Here is a 24385-nt window from a genome sequence, read left to right on the forward strand (position 1 = left end):
AGCCGCAATTGATCGACCATGATCTCTTCGACCGCGCATTCGCCCCGCTCGAAGCGGCCGTGGCTGCGTCGCGCATTCCGGGCGGCGTGCTCGGCGTGGTCGACCGGGACGGTCAACGCATCGTCCGGGCAATCGGCTCGGCCCAGCGTGTGCCGAAGGTGCGGCCGATGCATGCCGAGACCTGGTTCGACCTGGCGTCGCTGACCAAAGTCATTTTTACGACGCCGCGCATCCTGGCACTGGCGGAGGAAGGCGTCATCGACCTCGACGCGCCGCTGATTTCGGTCCTGCCCGACCTTCGCCAATATGACGAAAAAGCCTGGGAACGGAAGGTGACGTTTCGCCAGTGTCTCGGTCATCAGACGCCGTTTCCCGCCGTCGCGCCGATCTACACCTATGGCCGCGATCCCGAGCTGTTGCGCGCCTTTGTCCTGCAGCGCGAGTGGCAGGCCGGGGAGCCGGTCTATTCCGATATCAACTTCATTCTGCTCGGCTTCGTCCTGGAGCGCCTGTCCGGCAAGACCATTCGCGACATGGATCCCGGTCCGGGCTTCGCGTTCTCCACCGAACCGGATCGCGCGGCGGCCACGGAAGACTGCACATGGCGCCATCGTGTTCTCTGCGGCGAGGTCCACGACGACAATTGCTCGGCATTGCAAGGGGCCGGTCACGCCGGGCTGTTCGGAACGGCGGCCGCGATCCTCGATTTTGCGCTAGGGCTGCTGGACGGGAGCGGCGCATCCGAGCGTTCAATAGCGCTGATGCGCACGCCCGTGTCGGCAACCCGCACCCATGGCTGGGAGCGGCCTTACGAAGGCTGGTCCGGCGGCCGGCTGTGCAGCCCCGGCACAATTGGCCATACCGGCTTCACCGGCACCGGGCTTTGGGTCGACTTCGACAAAGGCAGAGCATGGACCTTGCTCACCAACCGGATCCATCCGACACGTCATTTCAACAGCGGGATCGCAGCGCTAAGGCAATCGATCGGCGATCTCGTCAACGGAGCCTGACAAGCATGATTGCGAAAAATGGCGAACCAATGTGGGCTGTCGGCCTGATGACCGGCACCGTGCTGGACGGCAATATCGACGTCGCGCTGATCAAGACCGACGGCGAACGGATCGCGGATTTCGGCACCTACACGCTGGCACCCTACCCCAGATCGATCCGCAGCCTGTTGGAGGAGACGTTGCGCCAGGCCAGGATCTGGAATTTCACCGGACCGGAACCGGCGATTTTTCGTGAGGCAGAGGAGGCACTGACGCGCGCCCAATCCGCCCCGGTGAGGGATCTTGTCGAAAGTCAGGGCCTGACCATGGCCGATATCGGCGTCGTCGGCTTCCATGGCCAGACCGTGCTGCACCGTGCCCCGCAGGTGGGCCGACTGGGCCAGACCCGCCAGCTCGGCGACGGCGAGCTGATGCATGCCATCCTGGGCACCAAAGTCGCCTATGACTTCCGCTCGGCCGACATGCGCGCCGGCGGCCAGGGTGCGCCGCTCTCGGCCGCCTATCACGCCGCGCTACTGCGCGAGGCAGACGCCAGCGGCGACACGGCGGTGCTTAATCTCGGCGGCGTCGCCAACATCACCTGGTGGGACGGCATGGACAATATTGTTGCCTTCGACACCGGGCCCGCCAACGCACCGCTGAACGACTTCATCAAATCGAAGGGTCTTGGCGAAATGGACCGCGACGGCGCGCTGGCCCGCGCCGGGACGGTCGACGAGTCACGGCTGGCCAAGCTCCTGCAGCACCCGTATTTGACCAAGCCTTACCCGAAATCGCTGGACCGTTTCGATTTCGACGCCTCGATGGCGGACGGGATGAATGCCGAGGATGGCGCAGCACTGCTGACGGCCTTCACCGCGGCCGCGGTCGGCAAGGGGCTCGATCTTCTGCCGCGCCGGCCGAAGCGGCTGGTGATCAGCGGCGGCGGGCGCCACAATCCAACGATCATGGCCATGCTTGCCAGCCGCGCCGGTGTCGAGGCCGTGCCGGCCGAGGCTATGGGCTGGAAGGGCGATGCGGTGGAGGCGGAGTGTTTTGCCTTCCTGGCAGTGCGCGTGCTTAGGGGCTTGCCGATCAGCTTCCCCAGCACGACCGGCGTGCCGCAGCCGATGCGCGGAGGGCGGCTCGCCGGCTAATCGTGCTTCAGGTTCTTCTGTAAGAAGATGCGGCTGCGGCCGATGGGAAAGTCGGCGAGCGCACCGAACGGCCGGTAGCCGTGGCGCTCATAGGCCTTGGCCGCCTTGGGATTGAACGTGTCGATCCAGGCGCCGTGACAGTCGCGCGCGATCGCCTCCCTCTCGGCCGCCTCGAGCATCCTGCCGGCCATGCCGTGGCCGCGCAGTTTTTCATCGACCCAGAGCCATTGCACATAGAGCCAGCCCCAGGCGGTGTATCCCGAGATGCCGGCGACAATAACGCCGTGCTCATCGCGCACGAACACGGCCAATGCCTTCCTGCGGGAGGCGCCGACATCGCTGTCGTTGAACGCAGCAAGCCGCTCTCCGAGAAAAGCCAGCTCGTGCGGCAAGGGATCGGCGGTTGTCTCAAGCGTTGTATCGTCCATCCACCAAGCATCTATCGATGGACGGGGCCGAGACGCAAGCCTTGCTGCGCTATAGCTTCGGCGAACGCCACGCCGCTGCCACAGCAGCGATCAGCATGAGCAGGGCTGCAACCACCGCCGACGTCGCAAAACCGAATGTGGAATAAAGCGGTCCGAACGCCGTGGTGCCGACGAACACGGCGAGGTAGGTCACCGCGCTGTTCAAGCCCATGATCGTGCCGCGCCGCGCAGGATCGAGCGCGGACAGGCGCATCACCAGGACGTTCAGCCCGAAATGATTGGCAAGGCCCCAGACGGCTATCATCGCTATGGTCAGATGGAAACTACTGCTCGCCGCGGCAATCGCGACATAGACGGCCGCGACGAGCAGGTAGGCAAATGGCATGATACGCCGCGCGCCCAGGCGGTCGATAACGCCGTCAAGAAGTGCCGCCGCACCAAATCCGGCGCCATAAGCGAGCGCGGCCAGCCCGTTGGCGCTGACCGGCCGTCCCAAGCCATTGTGAAGGTGATCGCCAAGATAGCCATAGACACCGTAGAACGCGGTCATGAATGCGGCGCAGGCAACCAGAAGCGGCACTATGCCGGGGACGCTCAAGGCGCCCAGCGGCGTCGGCGCCGGGCCGCTCTTCCTGACATCGCTCAGCGACGTCAGCGTCAGGCTTGCCAATGCGAGTGCTGAGAGTACCGCGACCGCCGCGAAAACGGCGCGCCAATGCACCAGGTCGGCAAGTACGGCCGACAGCGAAACCCCGGCGACCATGCTCAGCGTCCAGCCGGTCAGCACCACGCCTATGGTGCCGCTTTCGCGGCCGGGCGGTGCAATCGCGGCGGAGCTGGCGTAGATTGCCGGCATGGCGACACCTGCAGCGATGCCGGCGAGAAGCTGGGCCGCGACCAGCGCCGTCACCATCGGCGCAGCAGCGCTGGCGACGAGCGCTATCGCCAGCAGCAGCAACGCTCCTTGCAGCATGCGGCGGGCACCAAGCCGGTCGATATAGCGCGCCAGGAACAAGGCGCTCGCCGACGTACCGAGCCCGAACGCGGCGGACGCGATCATAACCGCCGGCACGCTTGTGCCGAAGGACGCGGCCACCGCCGGTGCGATCGGACCGAGCACCAGCGAGTTCGAGCCGATCACGGCAATGCATCCGGTGAGGAGGTAAGCGAGCGCCGGGATAGGCGGCCTTACCGTAAATGTTGCGACTTGATCACTATTCGACATAGGGCGATAATGGCCGTATTAAATTCTGCATCAATAGGGAATTTCATTATGGATGAAGAAACAGATGGCATTCCGCAGAACAGGCCTGCCGCCCGCGATATCGATGCAACCGACCGAAAAATATTAGGCGTTCTGGTCGACGACGCCACGATCAGCTATGCCGAGCTCGGCGACCGGGTCGGCCTTTCACCGCCGGCAGCCCATGAACGCGTCAAGCGCCTCCGGCGCAGCGGCGCCATCCGCAACACCGCGGTCATCATCGATCCCAAGGCGGTGCACAAGCCGCTGCTTGCCTTCGTCCATATCGACACCAAGGGGTGGGGCAAGACGCCGGAGCTGATGGCAATCTCCGAACACCCCGAAGTCGAGGAGATTCATTCGGTGGCCGGCGACACATGCATGCTGATCAAGGTCCGCACCGAGGACACGCGGGCACTCGAAGGCCTGTTGTCGCGCCTCTACGAAACGCCTGGTGTCACCTCGACCCGAAGCTACGTCGTGCTGTCGACCTATCTCGAGCGGCCGGTGCAGCCGGGGATAACGACGGAATGGCCGACCCCCCGGCACATGGCCAAGCCGCTTTATTAGCTCATACGATCCTCACGCGTATCCAACGTCGAACCGGAAACGTCTTAGGCACTGCATCCTGTGGTCATCCGTCGGGCCGGTTCGTTTGCGCCGGTTTTTGGATCCGACGGAATGCCTGTTGCGCAACCGGAGACACGCGATGAGAAAATTAATCGTAGGCAGCTTCATTTCGCTGGACGGCGTCATCGAAGCACCAATGGAATGGGCCTCGCCCTTCTTCGACGAGGAGATGAAGGAACACTCATATGAAAAGGCCGGCGAGGCGGATTTTTTCCTGCTCGGCCGCATCACCTATGAAATGTTTTCGGCGCGTTGGCCGCAGGTCAAAGGCAGCAAGTACATGGACCGCATGAACGGGCTGAACAAGCTCGTCGCTTCGCGCAGCCTCAAGGCAGTGAGCTGGAACGCGTCGCTGATCGAAGGCGACGTCGCTGCCGAAATCGCCAGGATCAAGCAGCAAACCGGCGGCAACATATTGAAGTATGGAGTGAGCAATCTCGACCAGACGCTGCTCGCCAACAGGCTTGTCGACGAGTATCAACTCTCGATCGTGCCGACCCGCGTCGGGCATGGCAAACGCGCTTTCCAGGATGTCGACCCGTCCCTGGTCAAGCTGAAGCTTATAGATACGCACCGTTTCAAGAACGGGGTCATTACGCTGACCTATGTCCCGCTGTGATCCGCCGCCGAATTGAATGCCGATGAAGATGCAGCCAAGACTTGACCCGACCGGGCTTTTCGACGTCCGCTACGCCGGCTTCCTGGAGACAGTCGCGCATTTGCGTGGACGGCTGCACCGCTACTGTGCACGCATGACCGGTTCGACGCTCGACGCCGAAGACGTGATGCAAGAGGCGCTGTTCGAGGCCTATCGGAAGATCGAGAAGCTGGACGATGCGAGTGCTCTTCGCCCCTGGCTGTTTCGCATTGCACATAATCGCTGCATCGATTTCCTGCGAAGCCGGCAGGTGCGTCAGCATGCGGAGGCCAATTTCGTCGAAGACGAGATCATCCTGCCGGTCGAGCCGGCGGCCCAGGGCGCGGATCGCGCGATGGAACGGTTGGTGATCCACCTGCCGCCCAAGGAACGCGCCTGCGTCCTGCTCAAGGACGTCTTCGACTATTCGCTGGAAGAGATTGCCGATCTCGTCGGCTCGACCGTGGGTGGCGTCAAGGCCGCGTTGAGCCGTGGCCGCTCCAAATTGGCCGCCTTGTCAGGCGAGCCAATCGTGCGTTCGGAGCCCCAGCGCGATCCGGAACTTCTGGAATTGCTCAGCCGCTATGTCGAACTGTTCAACCGCCGCGACTGGGACGGGGTTCGGGCGTTGACCAGCGCCGACGCACAATTGCGGGTCGCGGATTGCTTCAAGGGCAGGCTGTCGGAATCACCTTACTTCGTTGAATATGAAAGAGCCTCGACGGCCTGGAAAATGGCGATTGGCATGATCGATGGCGAGGCGGTGCTGCTCGTGCTCCACCATGGCGAAGACGGTTGGAGGCCGGCCCATCCGGTTCGGATCGAAGCCGCTGGCGGGACCATAAATCGCAACACCGATTATTATGCCTGCCCCTGGATCATGCCGACGGCTGGTGCGGTGGTCGTTTCCAGGCTGGCATAACCAGCAACAGGACATGCAAGCGTCCGGCATCAACCTCAATGAAACGGGATCGATGCCGGACAAGACATAGGGGCTTACTGAAGCTTCGCCTGCAAGGCGTTGACGTCATCCGTCGTCATTTCGCCGTCGGTCGTCACCTTGCCGTCGACGATCTTCCAAAGGCGGAACGGGCCGGTGATGTCGCCATACTTGTCGAAGGCTACAGGGCCGATGACGCCTTCGTAGCGGATCGGCTTGCCGTCCTTGATCAGGCCGAGCGCCTTGGCGAACTCGTCCTTGCCGGCATAGATCGGTGTGCCGGCCGGATCGACCGCCTTGTACATCGCGTCCTTGATCTTGGCCGGATCCTCGGAGCCGGCAATCGCGATAGCCAAGCCGACGATGGCGCCGGCATCATAGGACCGGTCGGCCGCCGGGTTCGACGGCTCAATGCCCGAAAATTCCTTGTAGTTCTTGGTGAAATATTCGGTCGATGCGGTCGGGCTGGTGCCCGAAGAAGTGCCATAGGCATCCTTCAAATAGTCGGCGCCGACGGATTCGATGAAATCCGGGCTGTTCATGCCGTCATTGAGCAGGAATTTCTGGACGCCGCCCTGCGAAATCCAGGTACGGGCGATGGTTGCGCCATCGACAGGCGTGCTGACGAGGTAAAGCCCGTCTGGCTCGCCAGCCATGGCCGCGGTCACTTCAGAGGCATAGCTCGACTGCTTTTCATTGTAGGGCGTGTCGGAGACGATGGTGCCGCCGAGCGCCTTATAGGCACGCGAGAATTCCGCCACCATGTTGACGCCGAAGTCGTTGTTGACGTGGATGACCGACAGCTTCTTGAAGCCCTTGTCGATGGCATATTTGGCGGCGGCGACGCCCTGCAGAGCGTCCGAGGTGATGGTGCGGAAGAAGATGCCGTTGGTCTTGCCGTCGCGCCCGAGCGCCGTCAGCGTCGGCGACGACGAAGCCGGCGACACCTGGACGATCTTGGCCGGCGCGGTGACCGAGGTCAGGATCGGGATCGACACCGAGGAGATGATGCCGCCTATGATCACCGGCACTTTCTTGACCTGCACGAGCTGGGTTGCGGCGTCGACCGCAATGTTGCCCTGGCTCTGGCTGTCGCGGGTGTCGGTCGCGAGATCGCAGCCGCGCACGCCGCCGGCATCGTTGATGTCGCGGAATGCCATTTCGACCGACTTGGCGCCGGCCTGGCCGTATTCGCCGGCCGGGCCGGTCAGTTCCATGACGAGGCCGACGGTGATCTTGCAGTCGGCGGCCTGCGCTGCGCCGGCCGCTGTCAGCAAGGCGAGCGCGGTGGTGATCTGAAGTATGGTCTTTGTCATTGTTGTTCCCCTTTCGTTACACGACTCTCATTCACGCTTGAGCCTGTTCAGCCTTCCGGCACCTGCAGCCAGGTTTCATGCAGATGTCGCCATTCGACGCCGTTAGGCCCCGATGAACTGGTGGTGAAAACGGCACTCGAGCGACGGCGGCTGTGCTTGCCGGCGCGTTGCTGTGCCTCGACGTAGCAGACGACGATCGTGTCGCCGGCCTGCCAGCCGGCCCGGATATCCTCGATCGAGATACTGAAATCGCCGTCGCAGCTGGCGCGGCTTGCGCTGACATGGTCAAGCGCAGCATCGCGATCGAGGACCTGGCCATCCGGCGCAACCATGCAGAAGCCTTCGCCCATGACGCGTTCGAACCGCCTGAAATCTGCATTGTCCGCACTCGCCGCATTGAACCAGTCGACGAAGAAGCGGTGGAGATCGACCACCTCGGCGCTGGCGCGGGAAAGCAAGGAGGGGTTTTCGTCCATGGCCGCGTTCATTTCCTGCCTGCATTCAAATTGTAATGCATGATCGAGCCGTGGCGGCCGTGACGGTCGCGTTCCAATGTGTAGACGTCGCCCAGCGGCCCCCGGCTTTGCGCGATTACGGCAGCGATCCTCGCCCGGTCGTCGGCATCGAGCGCGATGTCCATGATTCTGGCATTGGCGAGGGCGTGCGCCTGGTTGCGGGCGCCGACGATGACGGCCGCCACTTGCGGCTGCTCCAGCACCCAGGCGCTGGCGATGGTGGCGATGTCGACGCCGTGGCGGTCGGCGACGGCCTTCAGTGTGCGAAGCAACTCCTGGAAAAGCTCCCAGCCGCCGAAATCATCGATGATCAGCTTGTATTTGACCAGCGACCGGTTTTCGAGCGGCGTCTGCGGCTCGGTAACGCCAAGCCATTTTTCGCTAAGGAAGCCGCCCGCCACCGAACCGTAGCAGAGGAAACTGACGCCATGCCGGCTGGCGAGTGCTGCAAGGCTGTTGGCCGGCCGCTGGTCGAGCACCGAGTATTGCAATTGCTGGCTGACCAGCGGCACACCCGCGGCCAGGATCTCGGCCAGCCGCAGCGTGTCGAAGTTCGTGGTGCCGATATTGCGCACCTTGCCTTCCCTGCGGATTTCGTCGAGCCAGCCCATTGCATCGACATAGCGGGGCACCGAATAGTCCCACCAATGGAACTGCACAAGATCGAGGCGCTCAGTCTTCAACCGCCGCAGCGACTGGTCGACGATGCTGCTGATGTAGTCGCGGCCGATCGTGGAGAGCCGTTCGAGGTCAGGCACCAGCTTGGTGTGCACCTTCATCTTGGCGGCAGCGTCGAGGCCACGCTCATTGGCAAGGCGCAGGCGCGCCGCACCAATCAGTTCCTCGACGCCGGTATAGATATCGGCGCAATCATAGGTCCAGATGCCGGCGTCGAACGTGGCGATCAGGTCGCTCACCGCCTGTTGGCGATCGACCGCGCCGTGCCCGCCGGCAAGCTGCCAGCCGCCGCGAATGACGCGCGAGATCGTGTAGCCGGGACTCAGTTCGAATGCCTTGGCGGTCATCTCTGGTCACTCTCCTTCGGCAGCGGAACCGCCGTGGTCTCGGCATGGCTGAACCGCCGCTTGCCCGTCCTGACGATCCGCAGCCGGCTGGCGCAATTCGGATCCGGACAAGCGATCTCGGCGTCCGACGTCATCCAGTCGTTCCTGTGGGTCGGGCGCTGTTTTGCCGCGAGCAGCGGCAGCACGGCTGATATCGAATAGATCGAAAAACCCTGGCCCGCCGGCATCGACAGCATCTCGCCCTTCAACTCGAAATAGTCGCCGGCCTTGGCGCCGCAATAGATCGGCTTGCCCTCGGGGATAACCGCCTCGACGCGAAGGTCGAAGAGTTCGAAACTGTCGTCTTGTCCGGCCATTCAGATCTCCACCCGGGTAAAGGTGATGTCGCAGGCGCCGTTGCGGCGGATCACGCCACAAGCGGCTGCGAATTTATCGCGATCCTCAGGCACCACCTGCGCGACGACGCTTCCGGCAAGCCAGCCGATCGGGAACAGTAGCCGCGCACCCTGTCCATAAAACAAGCCGATGTCGAAAATCGCATTCGGATTGCCGCCCCACATGCGCGGCGGCACGTAGGACAACACGATGTCGCCCGGCTGCGGCGTCAGCGTTGCATTCTCCGCCGGCAAGGGCCTGGCATAGGTTTGGCCCTCAAGATCGACTGATGGAACCGGGCAGGAAATCTCAGGCCCCGTCCACATCGCATGGATGCCGGCAACGACGCGCGGCTGCTCGAGATAGGCCAGCAGGAAGGCGGCGTTGTCGGGCGCCTTTTCAGGCAACAGCAGCGCGGTCACGGAAAGCTGTGAGCGCGGCTCGGTGATGCTGATGCGAGGCGCCGTCATGCCCTCAAACCTTCCTTGCTTGTGGATTGGAGCTTGTCGCGCAGAAAGGCGAAGGGCCGGCTGATGTCGGCCACCAGCGCCTCGCGCGCCGCTTGCGCATCCTGCTTGGCAAGCGCGGCGACGATGCTGCGGTGATAGTGGGCGGTGTCGACCTCGCCGGCGTCGGAAAAGGCGTAGATGGCGACGCGGATACAGGGTCCGGATTGCAGCCAAAGGCTCTCGATCATCGGGATCAGCACGGCGGAACCGCAGCCACGGTAGATCTCGAAATGGAAGCTCTGGTTGAGCGTCGCCTCGCGATCGATATCCTTCTTGTGCTTCAGTGCCCGCATCTCGTCCCATTCGCCGAGCATGGCTTCGACCGAAGCAATCTGGCGCGGGTTCATGCGCGTGGCGGCAAGTGCTATCGCTTCGCCCTCTATGAGCGACCGAGCCCGCAAGAGATCGTCGATACGCTCCAGCGTGATCGGCGGCACGCGCACCGAACGGTTGGGAAGCGCCTCCAGCGCCTTCTCGGTGATCAGCCGTCCGAGCGCCTCGCGCACCGGCATGGTGCTGGTGACCAGCGCGTCGGCGAGGCCGCGGATGGTCAGAACCTGGCTCGGCTCGAAAAGGCCGCCGATCAAGGCGCGGCGAAGCTCCGAATAGACGCGATCCTGCACGGTCTCGCGGCCGACCGGTGTAAGCTGGGCCGCGATCACCTCATTGTTCTTGTTCTTTTCGACGGCGGCCTTCTGCATTGGCAATTCCGGTCTTGGCCGTTTTCGGCTTGCGGAAGAAATTAAAGCCGAATAGCGTGATCAAAGCAAGTGTGATCACAAATCAAATCATAGGCGACGAAGATCGCTTTCGGCCAGAGGGATTGATGAGCGACACGACGGAACGGCAGGAGGAGATCCGCACGCCGGTCCTCACGGCCAGGAACGTCCTCAGACGCTTCGGCGGGCTCGTTGCGGTCAACAATGTCTCGTTCGACGTCCGGCCGGGCGAAATACTTGGCCTTATCGGCCCGAACGGCGCAGGCAAGACCACGATGTTCGACCTGCTCGCCGGCAGCATTCTGCCGACCAGCGGCGAAATCCTCCTCAACGGCGTATCGGTGTCGGGGGAAGCTGCCCATCGCCGCATCCGCCGCGGCCTCGGCCGCACGTTCCAGATCCCCCGGCCCTTGCCTAACCTGACGCTGATCGAAAACGTCATGCTGGCCGCGCAAGGGCAGGCCGGAGAAAAACTGCTCGCCAATTTCCTGACGCCCCGGCGGGTCGCTGCCGAAGAACGGGCTGCCGAGATAAGAGCCGTCGAACTACTCGAGCTCGTCACGATCGCTCACCTTGCGCACGAGCCGGCGCGCGTGCTTTCAGGCGGCCAGCGCAAGCTGCTCGAGCTGGCCCGCGTGATGATGGCCGACCCGGCGATCATCCTGCTCGACGAGCCGGCGGCCGGGGTCAACGCAACCCTGCTCGAGATCATCATCGACCGCATCCGCGACATCAATGCGCGCGGCATCACCTTCCTGCTGATCGAGCACAATATCGACATGGTGACGCGACTCTGCCACCGCGTGCTGGTCATGGCGAGCGGCCAGCTTCTGCGCGAAGGCACTCCGGACGAGGTGGCGCGTGACCCACGCGTCATCGAGGCCTACCTCGGAGGCACGGCATGAGCCAAAGGGTACTCGATGTCCGCGATCTCGAAGCCGGCTATGAGCCCGGCGTTCCGATCGTGCGCGGCGCCTCGATCACCGTCGACAAGGGCGAGATCGTCGTCGTCCTCGGCCCCAACGGCGCCGGCAAGTCGAGCCTTATCAAGGCCATCGCCGGCCTTGTCCCGATCGCCGGCGGCACGGTGCTGCTGGACGGCAAGGATATCACGGCGTCGCCCGCCCACACCATGGTCCGCCTTGGCCTTGCCTTCGTGCCACAGACGGAGAACATCTTCCCGCTGATGTCGGTCGAGGACAATCTCAGGGTCGCCTGCGGCATTCTGAGGCCGCGCGAGGTCCCCGCCCGCATCGAGGAAATGTATGGGGTGTTTCCCGATCTCGCCCGTCAGCGCAGAACAGCCGCAGGCAATCTGTCGGGCGGACAGCGGCAGATGCTGGCCGTCGCGCGGGCGTTAATCGTCCATCCCAAGGTGCTGGTGCTCGACGAGCCGTCGGCCGGCCTGTCGCCGAAATTCGTGTCGATGGTATTCGAGATGCTGGCCGGCATCCGCAAATCCGGCGTCACCATCCTGCTGGTCGAGCAGAACGCGAAGGCAGCGCTTGCCGTTGGAGACCGCGCCTACGTGCTGGTCGAGGGCAAGGAGCGGCACCAGGGCATCGCCGCCGAGCTCTGGAACGATCCGGTCGTCGCCGAACTCTACCTTGGCCAGCGCCGCCCCGACTTTGGGAAAGGAGGCGCGGCATGAACCTGCAATTTGTCGTCGACGGACTGCTGGCAGGCTCGATGATCGGCCTCGGCGCCATCGGCGTGACGCTCACCTATTCGATCCTGCGCTTCTCGAACTTCGCCCATGGCGACTTCATGGCCTGGGGCGCCTATGCGACGCTGGCCGTGGTTGGCGCCATTGGTGCGATGTTCGGCAAGATCGCGCCGATCGCGCCCCTCTCCTTCGGTTGGCCGCTGATCGCCGCGCTCATCATCGGCATGGCGGTCACCGGCCTGCTGGCACTGGCGCTCGATCTGGTGCTGTTCGCGCGGCTGCGGGCCAAGGGCCAGGCGATCATCGTGGTGATGGCGAGCTTCGGCGCCTCCATGGCGCTGAGAAGCCTGCTCGAATTCATCTTCACCTCGCGTCCGACCTATTTCAGCCGGGCCATCCAGATCGCCATGCCCGTCGGCTTCGGCATTCGCATCACCCCCGACCAGATCGCGCTGCTGCTGCTGACGGCCGTGCTCGTGCTCGGCGTGCATCTGCTGATGACCCGCACCCAGACCGGCCGTTCGATGCAGGCATTGAGCCAGAACGCGGCACTGGCGCGCATCGTTGGCATCGACGTCGCCAAGGTGGTGCGCGTCACCTGGCTCATCGGCGCGGCGCTGGCCTGCGTCGCCGGCGTCATGATCGGCATTCTCATCCAGATCCGCCCATTCATGGGTTTCGAGATGCTGCTGCCGATGTTCGCGGCCGCCATCCTCGGCGGCATCGGCAGCGTGCCCGGCGCCGTCCTCGGCGGTGTGATTATCGGCATGGCCGAAGCGGGTGCCGTGCAATTGATCGGCGCCGAATGGCGGGCGGCCGTCTCCTTCGTCATCCTGATGGCGGTGCTGTTCGTGCGCCCCATCGGCCTTTTCGGAGTGAGGGAACGCTGATGGATCTGCTCGGCTACGGCGCTTTCTTCCTGACCACCGCGCTGATTTTTTCGCTCGTCACGCTCGGGCTCAACCTGCAATGGGGGCTGACCGGGCTTTTCAATGTCGGGGTCGCCGGCTTCGTTGCCATCGGCGCCTACACCTCGGCACTGCTGACCACGCCCGACGATGCCGCGCGGCTCGGCGGCTTCGGCCTGCCGATCCTTGTCGGCTGGCTCGGCGCCATGCTGGTGGGCGGCGTCGCGGCCGCCATTACCGGCATCGCGACGCTGCGCTTGAGATCGGACTATCTGGCGATCACTACTTTCGGCGTCGCCGTCGTCGTGCAACTGGTAGCGCTCAATGCCCAGAAGCTGACCGGCGGCCCATTCGGCATCGGCTTCATTCCGCGTCCGTTCGGCGGTCTTGCCGAAACGCCGTTGCTGTTCAACCTTTCGAACCTTGCGATCGTCTTCGTGATGACGCTGATCGTCTATCTCGCGCTGGAGCATCTGTCGCGCAGCCCGTGGGGGCGCGTGTTGAAGGCGCTTCGCGAGGATGAGCGGGCCGCGATATCTCTGGGTAAAAGCGCGCGGTTCTACCGCGTCCAGGCCTTTGGCGTCGGCGGCGCCATCATGGCGCTGGCCGGTGCGCTGCAAGCCCATTTCACCGGCTTCATCGCTCCGGATAATTATCTGCCGGCGCTGACTTTCCAGGTCTGGGTGATGCTGATCGTCGGTGGCGCCGGCAGCAACATCGGCGCCGTCATCGGCAGCATCCTGGTCTGGGCGATATGGGCCGGTTCGGGAGCCTTGACCAGTGTGTTGTTCTCGCCGGAACAGCAGGCTCGTGCCGCCTCCCTGCAGATCGTCGCCATCGGCGTGATGCTGTGCGTCATCCTTCTGGTCAGGCCGAACGGCCTGTTCGGCGACAGGCCGCGGCGCGCAAGGTTCGGCAAGGGCGCGAAAGCGGCTCCGGACGAGAGCGCGGCGCGGTGATGAGCAGCGCTGCAGTGCCACGCGGCCTTTCGCTATGGCACGCCGTCGGCCGCAACCGCCGAGAACGACCCGCCCTCGAAGGTGCACTCGATGTCGATCTGGCGATTGTCGGCGGCGGATTCTTGGGCCTTTCAACCGCGCTGCACACCGCCGAGAAAGGCATCTCGGTCGCCGTCCTCGAAGCCGAAACCATCGGCTGGGGTGCGTCCGGCAGGAACGCCGGTTTTGTCGTGCCGAATTTCGCGAAAAGAGATCCCGAAGACATCATTGCCCAGCTCGGACCCGAACGCGGCGAACACCTTGTCGGGTTCGCCGCCGGCAGCGCCGACCTCGTCTTCGACCTGATCAAGCGGCATGCCATCGAATGCGATGCCGTCCAGAGCGGCTGGATACAACCAGCCCATTCGCCGCCCGCTTTGCAAAAGACCAGATCGCGTGTCGAACAATGGGCACGGCGCGGAAGACCGACTGTTGCGCTGGATAGAACGGCGGTCGAGGAGCTGACCGGCGTTCGCGGCTATCTCGGCGGCTGGATGGATCGGTCGGGTGGCGTCCTCAATCCGGTCGAATATGCGCGCGGCCTCGCCGATGCGGCGGAGAAAGCCGGCGCGCGCATTTTCGAACATACGCGTGTCGCGTCGATCGATCACATAGGCGATGGTTGGGCTTTGAAGACGGCCTCCGGCTCGGTACGCGCAGGAAAGGTGCTGGTCGCCACCAACGCCTATGGCGGGCCGCTGGATCGCGCGCTGCGGCGAACCTATTTCCCATTGAAAATCTTCCAGATCGCGACAGCGCCGCTGCCGCGCGAAATACGCACTCGCCTGCTTCCTGGCGGGCAAGGCGTCGGCGACACAAGACGCAATCTCTTCACCTTTCGCTTCGACGACGATAACAGGCTGATCACCGGCGGCATGCATGTTTTTGGCCCCGGTGCCGACACGCGGGTGCCGCGGGCGATCTGGCGGCGCCTGGCAAAACACCTCGACCTCCCGGAGATCCCGCCGCTTGAATATAGCTGGTCGGGGATGGCTGCCGTCGAGCCCGACTTCCTGCCGCGCCTCGTCGATCTTGGCCCTGGCCTGATCGCGGGCTTTGCCTGCAACGGACGCGGCATCGCCATGACGACGAGCATGGGCAAGGTGCTTGCGGATTGGGCTGATGGAACAAAGCCTCAGGATTTGCCGCTGCCGTTTGCGCCGCCGTCGCCGATCCCGTTCCACGGCCTGACGCGGCACGCGCCAAACATGCTGCTTCCCCTAAGCATGCTGCGCGATCGGCTGGATGGCTGATCGACGTGCGTGTCCGTCCGCCGTCCTGATACCGAACCGCTAGACTCGCTCAAATCATGTTGTTAACGACAGCGGATGAAGCAGAACTATCTTTATCTCATCATCGGCGCTTTGGTCGTCGCAGTCATTGCCTTGGGCATTTACGTCTATCGCGAGGAGACCAAGCCGAAAGGCGTGGAACTTCGTATCGACGATTCCGGCATTTCAGTTCAGGAAAAGTAGACATTTCTGCTCCCCGACTTGCGCGCTAGAAGCCGACTTGCACCGTCTCAACCAAGCTCCAAGGTCGTTATCGCATAGACACCGGACTGCGCGTGCCGCGGCGCTTTTCCCTTGTACATTCGAGCTGTCTCGAAGCCGGGTTGAAGGCCGGCGGACGACAGCAAAGCTGCAAATTGCCCGCTGGTTTCGGGGACGTCGAGATGGACATTTCCGGGGCCGCACATCTGCGCAAGCGTGGCGAAGAGACGGCTTGCCGCGTCCAGGCTGTCGGCAAAGAGCGGGCCGACCTTGCAGCCGTCGCGGCATCGGCGCGCGACGCCGTATCCCGCAATGGCGCCGTCCTTGACGACCGCAAGCGCTGAGTGCGGTGGGCGCAGCCAGTGTTCCAGGAAGGACTGTCTCGGGCCGGGAAAGAAGCGGCGGTCATAGGCCAGTATGTCCGGCACGAGGTCCGGCCCTATTGCGCAAATGTCACTGCCGACGGCTGCCGGGACATCCGGCAATCCGACGAACCGGATCGTCCGGTAGGCCGGTGCAAAACCCATGCTGCCGTAGTTGGCCTGCTGTTCGACGACGCCGTCGAGTCCGATCGTGCGGTTGCCGAGCCGCGCCATGCCGGCATCCCAGACCGCCTTGCCATGGCCCGCGCCGCGCCTGTCCGGCCGGCAGATATAGAGGCCGATGAAGCCGAAATCGTCGCCATAGGCCACCGCTGAAATACCAGCCACCATCTCGCCATCGACAAAGGCGCCGATGAAGCCCTGCGGGTCGGCTGCCTGGAACAGCGCGGCGTCGCCGAGGCCGGGATTCCAGCCTTCCTGCGCCGCCCAGTCGACAAGGGTTTCCACCTCTTCAAGTGCGAGTGTTCGGATCGTTCTGAGCATTTGCGATCACTCGGCGGCACCAGGCGCGAAGGACTTCAACGCGCCATGATAGGGCTTTGCCAATGGGCTTGCATAGGCACCGCGCTTGGATGTCGTCAGGCCAAGCGCGATCAAGGCCTCGGCCTGCTTGACCGCGGCACCGACGCCGTCGATGACCGGAAGGCCGAATTCCCGCTGCAGCGCCGCCGCCAGATCGGCCATGCCGGCACAGCCGAGCACGATCGCCTCTGCGCGATCCTCGTCGATGGCGCGCGCAATCTCGTTGCGCAGTTTGAGCAGTGCGCCGGACGCCGGATCTTCGAGGGCAAGGACCGGAATGTCGGCAGCGCGCACGCGTGCCCGCCGCGCCATGCCATAGCGCTGCACCAGGCCTTCGACCGGCACGCGCGAACGCCCGGTGGTGGTGACGACGGTGAAGCGCTGGGCGATGAACGAGGCCGTGCTGAGCGATGCCTCGCAGATGCCGATGACCGGAATGTTGGCCATGGCGCGCGCGGCATCGAGGCCGGTGTCGTCGAAGCAGGCGACGATCGCGGCCTGTGCGCCCAAGCGCTCACCGGTGGCGATCTCGACCAGCAGGCCGGGAACGGCAAGCGCTTCATCGTAATAGCCTTCGATCGACACCGGGCCCATCGTAGAGGTAACGGCAACAATCTTCGTCGATTGAGCAGCGACCGACCGGGCGGCGACCGCGATAGTCTCGGTCATGCTGGCGGTGGTGTTCGGATTGACGACGAGGATCTGCACTGTCAGGCACGCTCGCGGCGGCGGCCGACATAGACGATTGCGCCGAGCGTCAGCAAGATCACCAGGAAGGAAAACACGGTCGTCACGGTGCCCAGCGCATAGAGCACCGGCGTCGTGACATTCGTCGTCATGCCATAGATTTCGAGCGGCAGCGTGTTGAAGGTGCCCGACGTCATCAGCGTGCGAGCGAACTCGTCATAGGAGAGGGTAAAACCAAACAGGCCGACGCCGATCAGGCTGGGTGCGATCATCGGCAGGACGACATGCGCGAAGGTTTGCCACGACGATGCTCCGAGATCGCGCGCGGCTTCCTCGTAGGCCGGCGAGAACCGGTTGAAGACAGCAAACATAATCAGCACGCCGAAAGGCAGGGTCCAGGTCAGATGGGCGCCGAAAGCGGACGTGTACCAGGCGGGGCGGAAGCCGATCTGCTGGAAGACGACGCCAATGCCGAGACTGATGATGATCGAGGGCACGACCAGGCTGGCGACAGCCAGATAAAACAGTGCGGTTGCGCCGCGAAATTTCTGCCGGAAGGCCAGGCCGGCAAGCAGCGACACGGCGACAGTGACGACCATCACCATCAGGCCAAGGACGAGCGAGCGTTTGAAGCTGCCGCCGAAGTCGCCGACCGCCTGGCGCTCGAACAGGTTGGCAAACCAGTGCAGCGAGACGCCGTTCAGCGGAAATGTCAGACCGCCGTTCTCGCCCTGGAAAGAGAGGATCAGGATCGCCGAAAGCGGGCCGTAGAGGAACAGCACGAAAACCGCGAAGAACGCCGCCAGCACGTAGAATTCGAAGCTGCGCTTGTCGTGTCTCAAAGTCTCACAGCTCCTTGCGAATGTCGACGATGCGCAGGATGCCCGCGACCATCAGCAGGACCAGCACCAGCAGCACGACCGCGTTGGCAGCGGCCGCCGGATACTGCAGCAGCGACATCTGGTTCTTCATCATCAGCGCGACGGAGGCGCTCTGGCCGCCGGACATCACCTGCACCGTCGAAAAGTCGGCCATCACCAGCGTGACGACGAAGATGGTGCCGATCGCCATGCCGGGCTTGGCAAGCGGGATGATGACGTTCCACAACACCTGCCAGCCGGAAGCCCCGGCGTCGCGCGCGGCCTCGATCAGCGACTTGTCGATGCGCATCAGCGTGTTGAAGATCGGCGTCACCATGAACAGCGTGTAGAGATGCACCATGGCCAGCACCACGGCGAATTCGGAATAGAGCAGCCACTCGATCGGCTTCGGGATCAGCCCGATTTGCACCAGCGTCGAGTTGACCAGGCCGTTGCGGCCAAGCACCGGAATCCACGAGATCATGCGGATGATGTTGGAGGTCAGGAACGGCACCGTGCAGACAAGGAACAGCACCATCTGCATGGCTGTGGTTCTGATATGGAAGGCGAGGAAATAGGCGACCCAGAAGCCGATAAGCAGCGTCAGCGCCCAGACGATGGCGGCGTATTTCAGCGTATTCAGATAGGTCTTCCAGGTAACCCACGAGCCGAGCGTGTCGGCGTAGTTGGTGGTCAGGAAATCCGGGTACATCGCCGCGAAATCGTAGTCCCAGAATGAGACCACGGCGATCATCAGGATCGGCAGCAGGAGGAACGCGCCGAGGATCAGCGCCAGCGGTGCCGCCTGGAGATAGGGTGCGACGCCGGCAAAGGAGCGCCTACGTCTGGCAGGCTTTGTGGCAATGGTTGCTGGCTGATCGAGTGCCACTGTCATCAGGTACAGCCCTGGGGCGTCGCAAAGGGCCGATAGTCCGGCACGCCGTGATCCTTCCCACCCCCCTCTGTCCTGCCGGACATCTCCCCCGCAAGGGGGGAGATCGGCAATTTGGCTGCTAGCTCTCCTCTTGAAGCATTGGAGATTGGCGAAATCAGAGATGACGGCGCAATCTCCCCCCTTGTGGGGGAGATGTCCGGCAGGACAGAGGGGGGCGCGAAGGAATGCAACATCTCAGCTATTGCCGCCTTGCATCAAGCAGCGATGAACTCGTTCCAGCGCTTCACCATGTAGCGGTCCTCGTCCATGACCGAGTTCCAGCAGGCGACCTTGCCCATGCGCTCTTCGAACGAGCCGCCGTCACGCACGGCGCCTGCCTTTTCCATGACCTTGCCGTCCGGCGACAGGATATCGCCCTTTGCCGGCTTGCCTTCGATCCAGTAGCCCCACTCGTCCTCGGACATGAACTTCTTGGCCGACACCATGTTGGCCGAGTAGTAGCCCTGGCGATTGAGATAGCCGCCCACCCAGCCTGACGTGTACCAGTTGATGTATTCATAGGCGGCGTCGAGTTTGGCGCCGGAGAGATGGACTGCCAGGCCAAGCCCGCCACCCCAGGAGCGGTAGCCTTCCTTGAGCGGCTGGAAGCGGCACGCGATGCCCTTGGAGCGGACTGCGGCCACGGCCGGCGACCACATCGACTGGATTACCACTTCGCCTGAAGCCATCAGGTTGACACTTTCGTCGAAGGATTTCCAGAAGGCGCGGAACTGGCCGGCTTGCTTGGCTTTGATCAGGAAGTCGATCGTCTTATCGATCTCCTCTTTGGTCATGTTGCCCTTGTCGGCGTATTTGATGTTGCCCGTTGCCTCCATGATCATCGCCGCATCCATGATGCCGATCGACGGGATGTTGAGGATGGCGGTCTTGCCCTTGAAGGCCGGATCCATGATGTCGGCCCAGGTGGTGATATCGCGGCCGACGAGGTCGGGGCGGATGCCGAGCGTATCGGCATTGTAGATCGTCGGCACCATGGTGAACCAATTGGTCGGCGCCTTGGCGAAAACCTTGCTGTCCTGCGCCTCGACGTAACCGACCGTATGCGGCGCGGTGCCCTGGGCAATGACGCTGTCCGGCGTCAGCTTGCCGGTTTTGAACAGCGGCACCAGCTCGTCGTAATATTTCAGCTTGCTGACATCCATCGGCTGCAGGACGCCTGTCGGGAACACCTTCTTGCAAATCCAGTATTCGATGTCGGCGATGTCGTAGCTGTCGGGCTGCGTCACGGCGCGCTGCGCGGCGGCGTCGGAATCGGTTGCCGTCATCTCCAGGGTGATGCCGAGATCGGCTTTGCACTTGTCGGCGATGGCATTGAGATTGGACACGCCGGTGCCGAACTGGCGCAGCGTGATGTTCGATTGCGCCCAGATGGTCGGAAAGCCTGATATGGCGCCGGAACCGGCGGCGAAACCGACGGCGGCGGCACCTGTCTTGAGCAGCGAACGTCGCGATATTCCAGTCTTCTTGTCGGTGGTGTTGGTCATGTTCAGTTCCCCTGTTTTGGTTGGTTATGCTGGATTTCAGGAATGGAGACGGCCAAGGACGATCGCGTCCTCGGCGTCCCAGGCGATCGGCACGGCGTCGCCGACCGCAACCGGCCTGGCGAAGAAGCTGGTGTCGTCGACGATCACCGTGAAATCGTCGATGCCGGCGCCATTGACCGAGAGCTTCACGGTCGAACCGCGGTACTCGACATTTGAAACGATGCCGGTGAAACCGAGCCCGGCTGCCGGCGGCTCGCCGATGCGCACGTGGTCGGTGCGAATGGCGATGTCGATGGGCTCCCCGGTCCCCCTGCCCAGCCCGCTCGCGGCGAGCGCGACGCCGCCGGGCACGTCGAAAACGACCGTGCCGTCGCGACTACCGGTGACGCGGCCGGAGATGACATTGTGGTCGCCCATGAAACGAGCGACGAAGGCGGTGGCCGGCCGCTCGAACACCGTGCGCGGGTGCGCCGCCTGCTCGATTCGGCCGTCGTTCATCACCACGATCAGGTCGGCCAGCGCCATCGCCTCTTCCTGGCTGTGGGTGACGTGGACGAAAGTGATGCCGAGCGATGTCTGCAGCTTCTTCAGTTCGGCCCGCATGCGGATTTTCAGGAACGGATCGAGCGCCGAAAGCGGTTCGTCGAGCAACAGCGCCTCGGGATCGGTGATCAATGCGCGGGCAAGAGCAACGCGCTGCTGCTGGCCGCCGGAAAGCTGCGCCGGACGACGGCTGGCATAGGCCTCCATCTGCATCAGCTTCAGCATGTCGAGTGCCTTGGCGCGGCGCTCTTCCTTGCCGACGCCCTTCATCTTCAGGCTGAAGGCGACATTGTCGATCAGGTCGAGATGCGGAAACAGCGCGTAGGACTGGAACATCATGGCGGTGCCGCGCCTGGCCGGCGGCAGGTCGGTAACCACCGTGTTGCCGAGACGCACGTCGCCGCTCGATATGCTCTCGTGCCCGGCGATCATGCGCAGCGTCGAGGTCTTGCCACAGCCGGACGGACCGAGCAGGCAGCAATAGGTTCCCGCCGGGATTTTCAGGCTGATGCCTTCGACGGCAGTCGTCGCGCCATAGACTTTCGAAACGGACACAATGTCGATTTCGGCGGCTTTGGACATCCAGCTTCCCCTTTGGTCGGATTAGCCAAAGCATCATGCGTGCCAGTTGCGCACCGCCGCACCAACCGACTGAATCCTTGAAGAAATCAGGGCCGCGTCAATATGACTGCCGATACAGCATCCTTGTGCAATGCACAAATTATAGGCGATTGCCACCGATCCTCGCAAAAATCGTATGCAATCTTTTTCGTTCCTGTATTCACTTTGTCTCTCGTCCAAGCGATGCGATTCAGGATAGAAGAAGGCAGGACCACTGCCATGAACATTGCCGACCAGACTATCCCTGCTATCGAGGCCGCCAACGAGGATCGCGCGCAGGCGATCCGCGACCAGTTGCGCGACGCGATCGTCGATCGCCGGCTGGCGCCGGGAACCAAGCTTTCCGAAGGCGAAGTCGGCACGCTGTTCGATGTCAGCCGCACCGTGGCGCGCGCCGCACTGCAGATGCTTTCCTTCGAGGGATTGGTGCGCACCGAGCGCAATCGCGGTGCCTTCGTCGCCAATCCGTCGCCGGAGGAAGCGCGGCAAGTCTTTGCTTCGCGCCGGCTCATCGAACCCGGCATCGCGATTGCCGCCGCCGGGCGGATGACGCCGGCTCATGTCGCCGCATTCAAGGCCCAGCTCGACGAAGAAGGCCGTTTCATCGCCGAACGCGGACCGAACGCAAGGCGATCGGAGATCAAGGCGTCGGGGGATTTTCACCTGCTTCTGGCGTCGGTCGCGGGAAACGTCATCCTGCAGCGCTTCATGGAGGAATTGGTCGCTCGTTCATCGCTGGTGATCGCACTCTATGGCCGCTCGGGTATCTCGAGCTGCGGCCACAACGAACACATGCAGATCCTCGAAGCGCTGGAAAATGGCAATGCCGAACGCGGCAGTGCCCTGATGCTGCACCACATCGACCATATCGAGGCCGACCTCGATTTGCGCGTCAGGAGCGGCCCGGCACTCAGGCAGGCGCTCGAGTTCTGAGGTCACTTCAACGCACGATCCTCGCGCACATCGGCGTGCCGATGTCGATGGATCGGCCGGTGTCGGTCAGCCGGCCGGTTGCGGCATCACGGGCGAAAATCGAGATGCGGTCGGCATTCTGGTTGGCCGAGAACAGATGGCCGCCCGAAGGCGTCAGGGCCAGATTGCGCGGCGTGGCGCCCCCGCAAGGCGTATAGCCCACAAGCGTAAGCCTGCCGTTTTGCTGGTCGACCGAAAACACGGCGATGCTATTATGGCCGCGGTTGGAGCCATAGAGGAAGCGGCCGTCGGGCGAGATCTGGATGTCGGCGCAATGATTGCCGTCGCGTGCCTCGGGCGGCACCGCCGGCTTACTGTCGATCACCGCAAGCTTGCCTGATCCGTCTTCCAGCGCCAGCGAGACGACCGTCGAATCCAGCTCGTTCATGACGAACACGAAGCGGCCGCCCGGATGCAGCGCGAGATGGCGCGGACCAGCCCCCGGCGCAAGCGCCGATTCGGCGAGCTTCGTCAGACTGCCGTCTGAGCCGATGCGATAGGACACCAGCTGGTCGATGCCGAGGTCGGCGACGATCGCCATGCCGCCGGCAACCGTCTCGGTTACGCTATGGGCGTGCGGCCGCTCCTGGCGTGCGGGGTCTGGTCCGGTCCCGCTATGGGCGACGCTCGACAACGGTGCGGTCAGGCCGCCATCCTCGCGCAGCCCCAAGACCACGACCGAGCGATCGGGGCCGCCCTCGCCCATGCCGTAATTGGCGACCAGCAGCTTGGTCCCGTCGCGCGTGATGGTGTTATGCGCCGTGATGCTGCCCAGCGTCGGCTGCTTGTTGATGTAGGACAGCGTGGCGGTCTGCCTGTCGAAACGGTAGGCCGAGACAACCCCTTCGCGCCAGGTGAACACTTCGGAATTGGCGTAGACGTGGGAGCCGTCCGGCGTCACCGACAGGAAGGTCGGATTGTCGATGTCTTCCGTCTCGGCCAGTTTCTTTGTCTCCAGCGTCCCCTCGTCGAAACTGTAGACGCCCAGCCCGACGCCGCGCGCGCCCTGAAAATATGGGGCGTCGCGATTGAGGCTGCCGACGAAAACCAGACAGGCATTCTGCATCACTTCCTCCCATGTGCCGCCGGCATGGGCCGCGACGGAGCCGCCAAAATTTCGCCGAGACTCGCTTGCAACACAACCCCATATGTGAAAATACTATTCACAAAAGAAGATTGATGGGAGGATCGATCCATGCATTTCGCTGGTCTGCGGCGCGCCCTGATGGACGATTCCCGCTCCCAGAGGAAGTCGTCATGAGCGGTTTCGCGTCAACCGTGGGCGTGGCCTCGACACACCCCGCCAACATGCCTAGGGATCACGCCGACCTTCCCGTCTGGAACGCGGAGAACTGGTTCTACGAAGACTGGCCGGTCGGCCAGAAGATCCGCTCGCTACGCAGGACCATTGCCGAGGGCGACAGCCATCTCTTCAACACGCTCGTGCTCGACATCCATCCATACGTGCAGGACCAGATGTTCGCCGAAACAGAAGGCATCTTCGGCAAGCGCCTGGTCGCCGGCGCCTTCGTGTTCTCGGCCGGGCTCGGCCTCGTTGCCACCAATTGCATCAACGCTTTTTCCTATGGCTACGACAAATTGCGCTTCATCAAGCCGGTGTTCATCGGCGACACGATCTATTCGATCCGCTCCAATCTCGACAAGAAACCCAAATACAAGGAGATGGGGCTGATCCGCGCCAGCTATGAAGTCTTCAAAGGTGAAGGAGAGCTTGTGCTTTATTGCGAGCACCTGCAGACGGTGAAGTACCGCAATCCGGCCGATTTCGCCGGCAAGACGGAGAAATAGG

The 24385-nt window shown here is 63.2% G+C and carries 28 protein-coding genes; 13 read left to right on the plus strand and 15 right to left on the minus strand.

Features of this window, described 5'->3' with window-relative positions; genetic code table 11:
* Positions 1–8: 8 nt before the first annotated feature.
* Together NKH17_RS00270 and NKH17_RS00275 are read left to right on the plus strand one after the other, a co-directional pair.
* A complete protein-coding gene (locus NKH17_RS00270; protein ID WP_352897789.1) occupies positions 9–1010 on the plus strand; it encodes a serine hydrolase domain-containing protein in 1002 nt (333 codons plus the stop codon).
* A 5-nt stretch (positions 1011–1015) separates the two neighbouring features.
* The gene (locus NKH17_RS00275) at positions 1016–2146 is read left to right on the plus strand and encodes an anhydro-N-acetylmuramic acid kinase (protein ID WP_352897791.1); all 1131 of its coding nucleotides are present in this window, start codon (positions 1016–1018) and stop codon (positions 2144–2146) included.
* Here the strand turns inward: NKH17_RS00275 and NKH17_RS00280 are convergent.
* On the minus strand, positions 2143–2574 hold the full coding sequence (locus NKH17_RS00280; protein WP_352897792.1) for a GNAT family N-acetyltransferase: 432 nt from the start codon (positions 2572–2574) through the stop codon (positions 2143–2145). The two genes, NKH17_RS00275 and NKH17_RS00280, sit on opposite strands and share 4 nt — an antisense overlap.
* Before the next feature lie 49 nt (positions 2575–2623).
* Entirely contained in the window at positions 2624–3799 is a 1176-nt protein-coding gene (locus NKH17_RS00285; RefSeq protein WP_352897794.1) for an MFS transporter, read from the minus strand.
* A 48-nt stretch (positions 3800–3847) separates the two neighbouring features.
* On the opposite strand from NKH17_RS00285, the gene NKH17_RS00290 reads away from it, so the two are divergent.
* The 3 genes from NKH17_RS00290 (at position 3848) to NKH17_RS00300 (ending at position 6006) form a co-directional block, all read left to right on the plus strand.
* A complete protein-coding gene (locus NKH17_RS00290; RefSeq protein ID WP_352452390.1) occupies positions 3848–4387 on the plus strand; it encodes an Lrp/AsnC family transcriptional regulator in 540 nt (179 codons plus the stop codon).
* Between the two features lie 139 nt (positions 4388–4526).
* Positions 4527–5066 carry a dihydrofolate reductase family protein gene (locus NKH17_RS00295; RefSeq protein ID WP_352897796.1) on the plus strand — a complete coding sequence of 180 codons (540 nt, stop codon included), beginning with the start codon at positions 4527–4529 and terminating at the stop codon, positions 5064–5066.
* 22 nt (positions 5067–5088) lie between these two features.
* A complete protein-coding gene (locus tag NKH17_RS00300) occupies positions 5089–6006 on the plus strand; it encodes a sigma-70 family RNA polymerase sigma factor (RefSeq protein WP_352897798.1) in 918 nt (305 codons plus the stop codon).
* 74 nt (positions 6007–6080) lie between these two features.
* On the opposite strand, the gene NKH17_RS00305 is transcribed toward NKH17_RS00300, so the two are convergent.
* Genes NKH17_RS00305 through NKH17_RS00330 form a run of 6 tightly spaced genes read right to left on the minus strand, consistent with a single transcriptional unit; the run spans position 6081 to position 10465 of the window.
* Complete coding sequence (locus tag NKH17_RS00305; protein ID WP_128244314.1) at positions 6081–7340, minus strand: ABC transporter substrate-binding protein; 1260 nt, start codon at positions 7338–7340, stop codon at positions 6081–6083.
* 47 nt (positions 7341–7387) lie between these two features.
* Positions 7388–7816, minus strand: a complete 429-nt coding sequence (locus NKH17_RS00310; protein WP_352897800.1) for a DUF4440 domain-containing protein — start codon at positions 7814–7816, stop codon at positions 7388–7390.
* Between the two features lie 8 nt (positions 7817–7824).
* Positions 7825–8880, minus strand: a complete 1056-nt coding sequence (locus NKH17_RS00315; protein WP_352897802.1) for an aldo/keto reductase — start codon at positions 8878–8880, stop codon at positions 7825–7827.
* Positions 8877–9236: a TIGR04076 family protein gene (locus tag NKH17_RS00320; protein ID WP_352701846.1), complete on the minus strand. Its 360-nt coding sequence runs from the start codon at positions 9234–9236 to the stop codon at positions 8877–8879. The genes NKH17_RS00315 and NKH17_RS00320 overlap by 4 nt, the downstream gene beginning before the upstream one ends.
* Positions 9237–9725, minus strand: a complete 489-nt coding sequence (locus tag NKH17_RS00325) for a DUF3830 family protein (protein ID WP_352897804.1) — start codon at positions 9723–9725, stop codon at positions 9237–9239.
* Complete coding sequence (locus NKH17_RS00330) at positions 9722–10465, minus strand: GntR family transcriptional regulator (protein WP_352897806.1); 744 nt, start codon at positions 10463–10465, stop codon at positions 9722–9724. The genes NKH17_RS00325 and NKH17_RS00330 overlap by 4 nt, the downstream gene beginning before the upstream one ends.
* 125 nt (positions 10466–10590) lie before the next feature.
* Between NKH17_RS00330 and NKH17_RS00335 the strand changes: the two genes are divergently transcribed.
* From NKH17_RS00335 to NKH17_RS00360, 6 genes are all read left to right on the plus strand, one after another.
* A complete protein-coding gene (locus NKH17_RS00335; protein ID WP_254818756.1) occupies positions 10591–11388 on the plus strand; it encodes an ABC transporter ATP-binding protein in 798 nt (265 codons plus the stop codon).
* Entirely contained in the window at positions 11385–12134 is a 750-nt protein-coding gene (locus tag NKH17_RS00340; RefSeq protein WP_352897808.1) for an ABC transporter ATP-binding protein, read from the plus strand. The genes NKH17_RS00335 and NKH17_RS00340 overlap by 4 nt, the downstream gene beginning before the upstream one ends.
* Complete coding sequence (locus NKH17_RS00345) at positions 12131–13039, plus strand: branched-chain amino acid ABC transporter permease (RefSeq protein WP_352897810.1); 909 nt, start codon at positions 12131–12133, stop codon at positions 13037–13039. The genes NKH17_RS00340 and NKH17_RS00345 overlap by 4 nt, the downstream gene beginning before the upstream one ends.
* Positions 13036–14016 (plus strand): branched-chain amino acid ABC transporter permease, encoded by a 981-nt coding sequence (locus NKH17_RS00350; RefSeq protein ID WP_352897935.1) that lies wholly within the window; start codon positions 13036–13038, stop codon positions 14014–14016. The genes NKH17_RS00345 and NKH17_RS00350 overlap by 4 nt, the downstream gene beginning before the upstream one ends.
* Positions 14016–15308, plus strand: coding sequence for an NAD(P)/FAD-dependent oxidoreductase (locus NKH17_RS00355; protein ID WP_352897812.1), 1293 nt, complete (start codon positions 14016–14018; stop codon positions 15306–15308). The genes NKH17_RS00350 and NKH17_RS00355 overlap by 1 nt, the downstream gene beginning before the upstream one ends.
* A 75-nt stretch (positions 15309–15383) precedes the next feature.
* Entirely contained in the window at positions 15384–15530 is a 147-nt protein-coding gene (locus NKH17_RS00360) for a hypothetical protein (RefSeq protein ID WP_023716676.1), read from the plus strand.
* Positions 15531–15577: 47 nt separating this feature from the next.
* Here NKH17_RS00360 and NKH17_RS00365 read toward each other — a convergent pair whose 3' ends face one another.
* The 6 genes from NKH17_RS00365 to NKH17_RS00390 form a co-directional block, all read right to left on the minus strand.
* Entirely contained in the window at positions 15578–16414 is an 837-nt protein-coding gene (locus NKH17_RS00365) for a GNAT family N-acetyltransferase (RefSeq protein ID WP_352897814.1), read from the minus strand.
* A gap of 6 nt (positions 16415–16420) precedes the next feature.
* Positions 16421–17161, minus strand: coding sequence for an aspartate/glutamate racemase family protein (locus NKH17_RS00370; RefSeq protein WP_352897816.1), 741 nt, complete (start codon positions 17159–17161; stop codon positions 16421–16423).
* Positions 17162–17163: 2 nt separating this feature from the next.
* Positions 17164–17982: an ABC transporter permease gene (locus NKH17_RS00375; protein WP_352801327.1), complete on the minus strand. Its 819-nt coding sequence runs from the start codon at positions 17980–17982 to the stop codon at positions 17164–17166.
* A gap of 4 nt (positions 17983–17986) precedes the next feature.
* Positions 17987–18895, minus strand: a complete 909-nt coding sequence (locus tag NKH17_RS00380; protein WP_352897818.1) for an ABC transporter permease — start codon at positions 18893–18895, stop codon at positions 17987–17989.
* 254 nt (positions 18896–19149) lie between these two features.
* On the minus strand, positions 19150–20439 hold the full coding sequence (locus NKH17_RS00385) for an ABC transporter substrate-binding protein (protein WP_352897820.1): 1290 nt from the start codon (positions 20437–20439) through the stop codon (positions 19150–19152).
* 36 nt (positions 20440–20475) lie between these two features.
* Positions 20476–21564: an ABC transporter ATP-binding protein gene (locus tag NKH17_RS00390; RefSeq protein ID WP_352897821.1), complete on the minus strand. Its 1089-nt coding sequence runs from the start codon at positions 21562–21564 to the stop codon at positions 20476–20478.
* A gap of 258 nt (positions 21565–21822) precedes the next feature.
* Here NKH17_RS00390 and NKH17_RS00395 point away from each other — a divergent pair, with 258 nt between their 5' ends.
* Complete coding sequence (locus tag NKH17_RS00395; protein WP_352476498.1) at positions 21823–22536, plus strand: GntR family transcriptional regulator; 714 nt, start codon at positions 21823–21825, stop codon at positions 22534–22536.
* A 7-nt stretch (positions 22537–22543) separates the two neighbouring features.
* Here the strand turns inward: NKH17_RS00395 and NKH17_RS00400 are convergent, their stop codons facing one another.
* Positions 22544–23641, minus strand: coding sequence for a lactonase family protein (locus NKH17_RS00400; protein WP_352476497.1), 1098 nt, complete (start codon positions 23639–23641; stop codon positions 22544–22546).
* 191 nt (positions 23642–23832) lie between these two features.
* Here NKH17_RS00400 and NKH17_RS00405 point away from each other — a divergent pair, with 191 nt between their 5' ends.
* On the plus strand, positions 23833–24384 hold the full coding sequence (locus NKH17_RS00405; protein WP_352476496.1) for a MaoC family dehydratase: 552 nt from the start codon (positions 23833–23835) through the stop codon (positions 24382–24384).
* The last annotated feature ends 1 nt before the right edge of the window (position 24385 follow it).

This window comes from Mesorhizobium sp. M1334 (assembly GCF_040317995.1).
GTDB lineage: Bacteria > Pseudomonadota > Alphaproteobacteria > Rhizobiales > Rhizobiaceae > Mesorhizobium.

Bases quoted from the DNA above. Each gene is read 5' to 3' on its own strand.
- NKH17_RS00275 (WP_352897791.1), top strand. From the start codon at position 1,016: ATGATTGCGAAAAATGGCGAACCAATGTGGGCTGTCGGCCTGATGACC.
- NKH17_RS00280 (WP_352897792.1), bottom strand. From the start codon at position 2,574: ATGGACGATACAACGCTTGAGACAACCGCCGATCCCTTGCCGCACGAG.
- NKH17_RS00285 (WP_352897794.1), bottom strand. From the start codon at position 3,799: ATGTCGAATAGTGATCAAGTCGCAACATTTACGGTAAGGCCGCCTATC.
- NKH17_RS00290 (WP_352452390.1), top strand. From the start codon at position 3,848: ATGGATGAAGAAACAGATGGCATTCCGCAGAACAGGCCTGCCGCCCGC.
- NKH17_RS00295 (WP_352897796.1), top strand. From the start codon at position 4,527: ATGAGAAAATTAATCGTAGGCAGCTTCATTTCGCTGGACGGCGTCATC.
- NKH17_RS00300 (WP_352897798.1), top strand. From the start codon at position 5,089: ATGAAGATGCAGCCAAGACTTGACCCGACCGGGCTTTTCGACGTCCGC.
- NKH17_RS00305 (WP_128244314.1), bottom strand. From the start codon at position 7,340: ATGACAAAGACCATACTTCAGATCACCACCGCGCTCGCCTTGCTGACA.
- NKH17_RS00310 (WP_352897800.1), bottom strand. From the start codon at position 7,816: ATGGACGAAAACCCCTCCTTGCTTTCCCGCGCCAGCGCCGAGGTGGTC.
- NKH17_RS00315 (WP_352897802.1), bottom strand. From the start codon at position 8,880: ATGACCGCCAAGGCATTCGAACTGAGTCCCGGCTACACGATCTCGCGC.
- NKH17_RS00320 (WP_352701846.1), bottom strand. From the start codon at position 9,236: ATGGCCGGACAAGACGACAGTTTCGAACTCTTCGACCTTCGCGTCGAG.
- NKH17_RS00325 (WP_352897804.1), bottom strand. From the start codon at position 9,725: ATGACGGCGCCTCGCATCAGCATCACCGAGCCGCGCTCACAGCTTTCC.
- NKH17_RS00330 (WP_352897806.1), bottom strand. From the start codon at position 10,465: ATGCAGAAGGCCGCCGTCGAAAAGAACAAGAACAATGAGGTGATCGCG.
- NKH17_RS00335 (WP_254818756.1), top strand. From the start codon at position 10,591: ATGAGCGACACGACGGAACGGCAGGAGGAGATCCGCACGCCGGTCCTC.
- NKH17_RS00340 (WP_352897808.1), top strand. From the start codon at position 11,385: ATGAGCCAAAGGGTACTCGATGTCCGCGATCTCGAAGCCGGCTATGAG.
- NKH17_RS00345 (WP_352897810.1), top strand. From the start codon at position 12,131: ATGAACCTGCAATTTGTCGTCGACGGACTGCTGGCAGGCTCGATGATC.
- NKH17_RS00355 (WP_352897812.1), top strand. From the start codon at position 14,016: ATGAGCAGCGCTGCAGTGCCACGCGGCCTTTCGCTATGGCACGCCGTC.
- NKH17_RS00360 (WP_023716676.1), top strand. From the start codon at position 15,384: ATGAAGCAGAACTATCTTTATCTCATCATCGGCGCTTTGGTCGTCGCA.
- NKH17_RS00365 (WP_352897814.1), bottom strand. From the start codon at position 16,414: ATGCTCAGAACGATCCGAACACTCGCACTTGAAGAGGTGGAAACCCTT.
- NKH17_RS00380 (WP_352897818.1), bottom strand. From the start codon at position 18,895: ATGACAGTGGCACTCGATCAGCCAGCAACCATTGCCACAAAGCCTGCC.
- NKH17_RS00385 (WP_352897820.1), bottom strand. From the start codon at position 20,439: ATGACCAACACCACCGACAAGAAGACTGGAATATCGCGACGTTCGCTG.
- NKH17_RS00390 (WP_352897821.1), bottom strand. From the start codon at position 21,564: ATGTCCAAAGCCGCCGAAATCGACATTGTGTCCGTTTCGAAAGTCTAT.
- NKH17_RS00395 (WP_352476498.1), top strand. From the start codon at position 21,823: ATGAACATTGCCGACCAGACTATCCCTGCTATCGAGGCCGCCAACGAG.
- NKH17_RS00400 (WP_352476497.1), bottom strand. From the start codon at position 23,641: ATGCAGAATGCCTGTCTGGTTTTCGTCGGCAGCCTCAATCGCGACGCC.
- NKH17_RS00405 (WP_352476496.1), top strand. From the start codon at position 23,833: ATGAGCGGTTTCGCGTCAACCGTGGGCGTGGCCTCGACACACCCCGCC.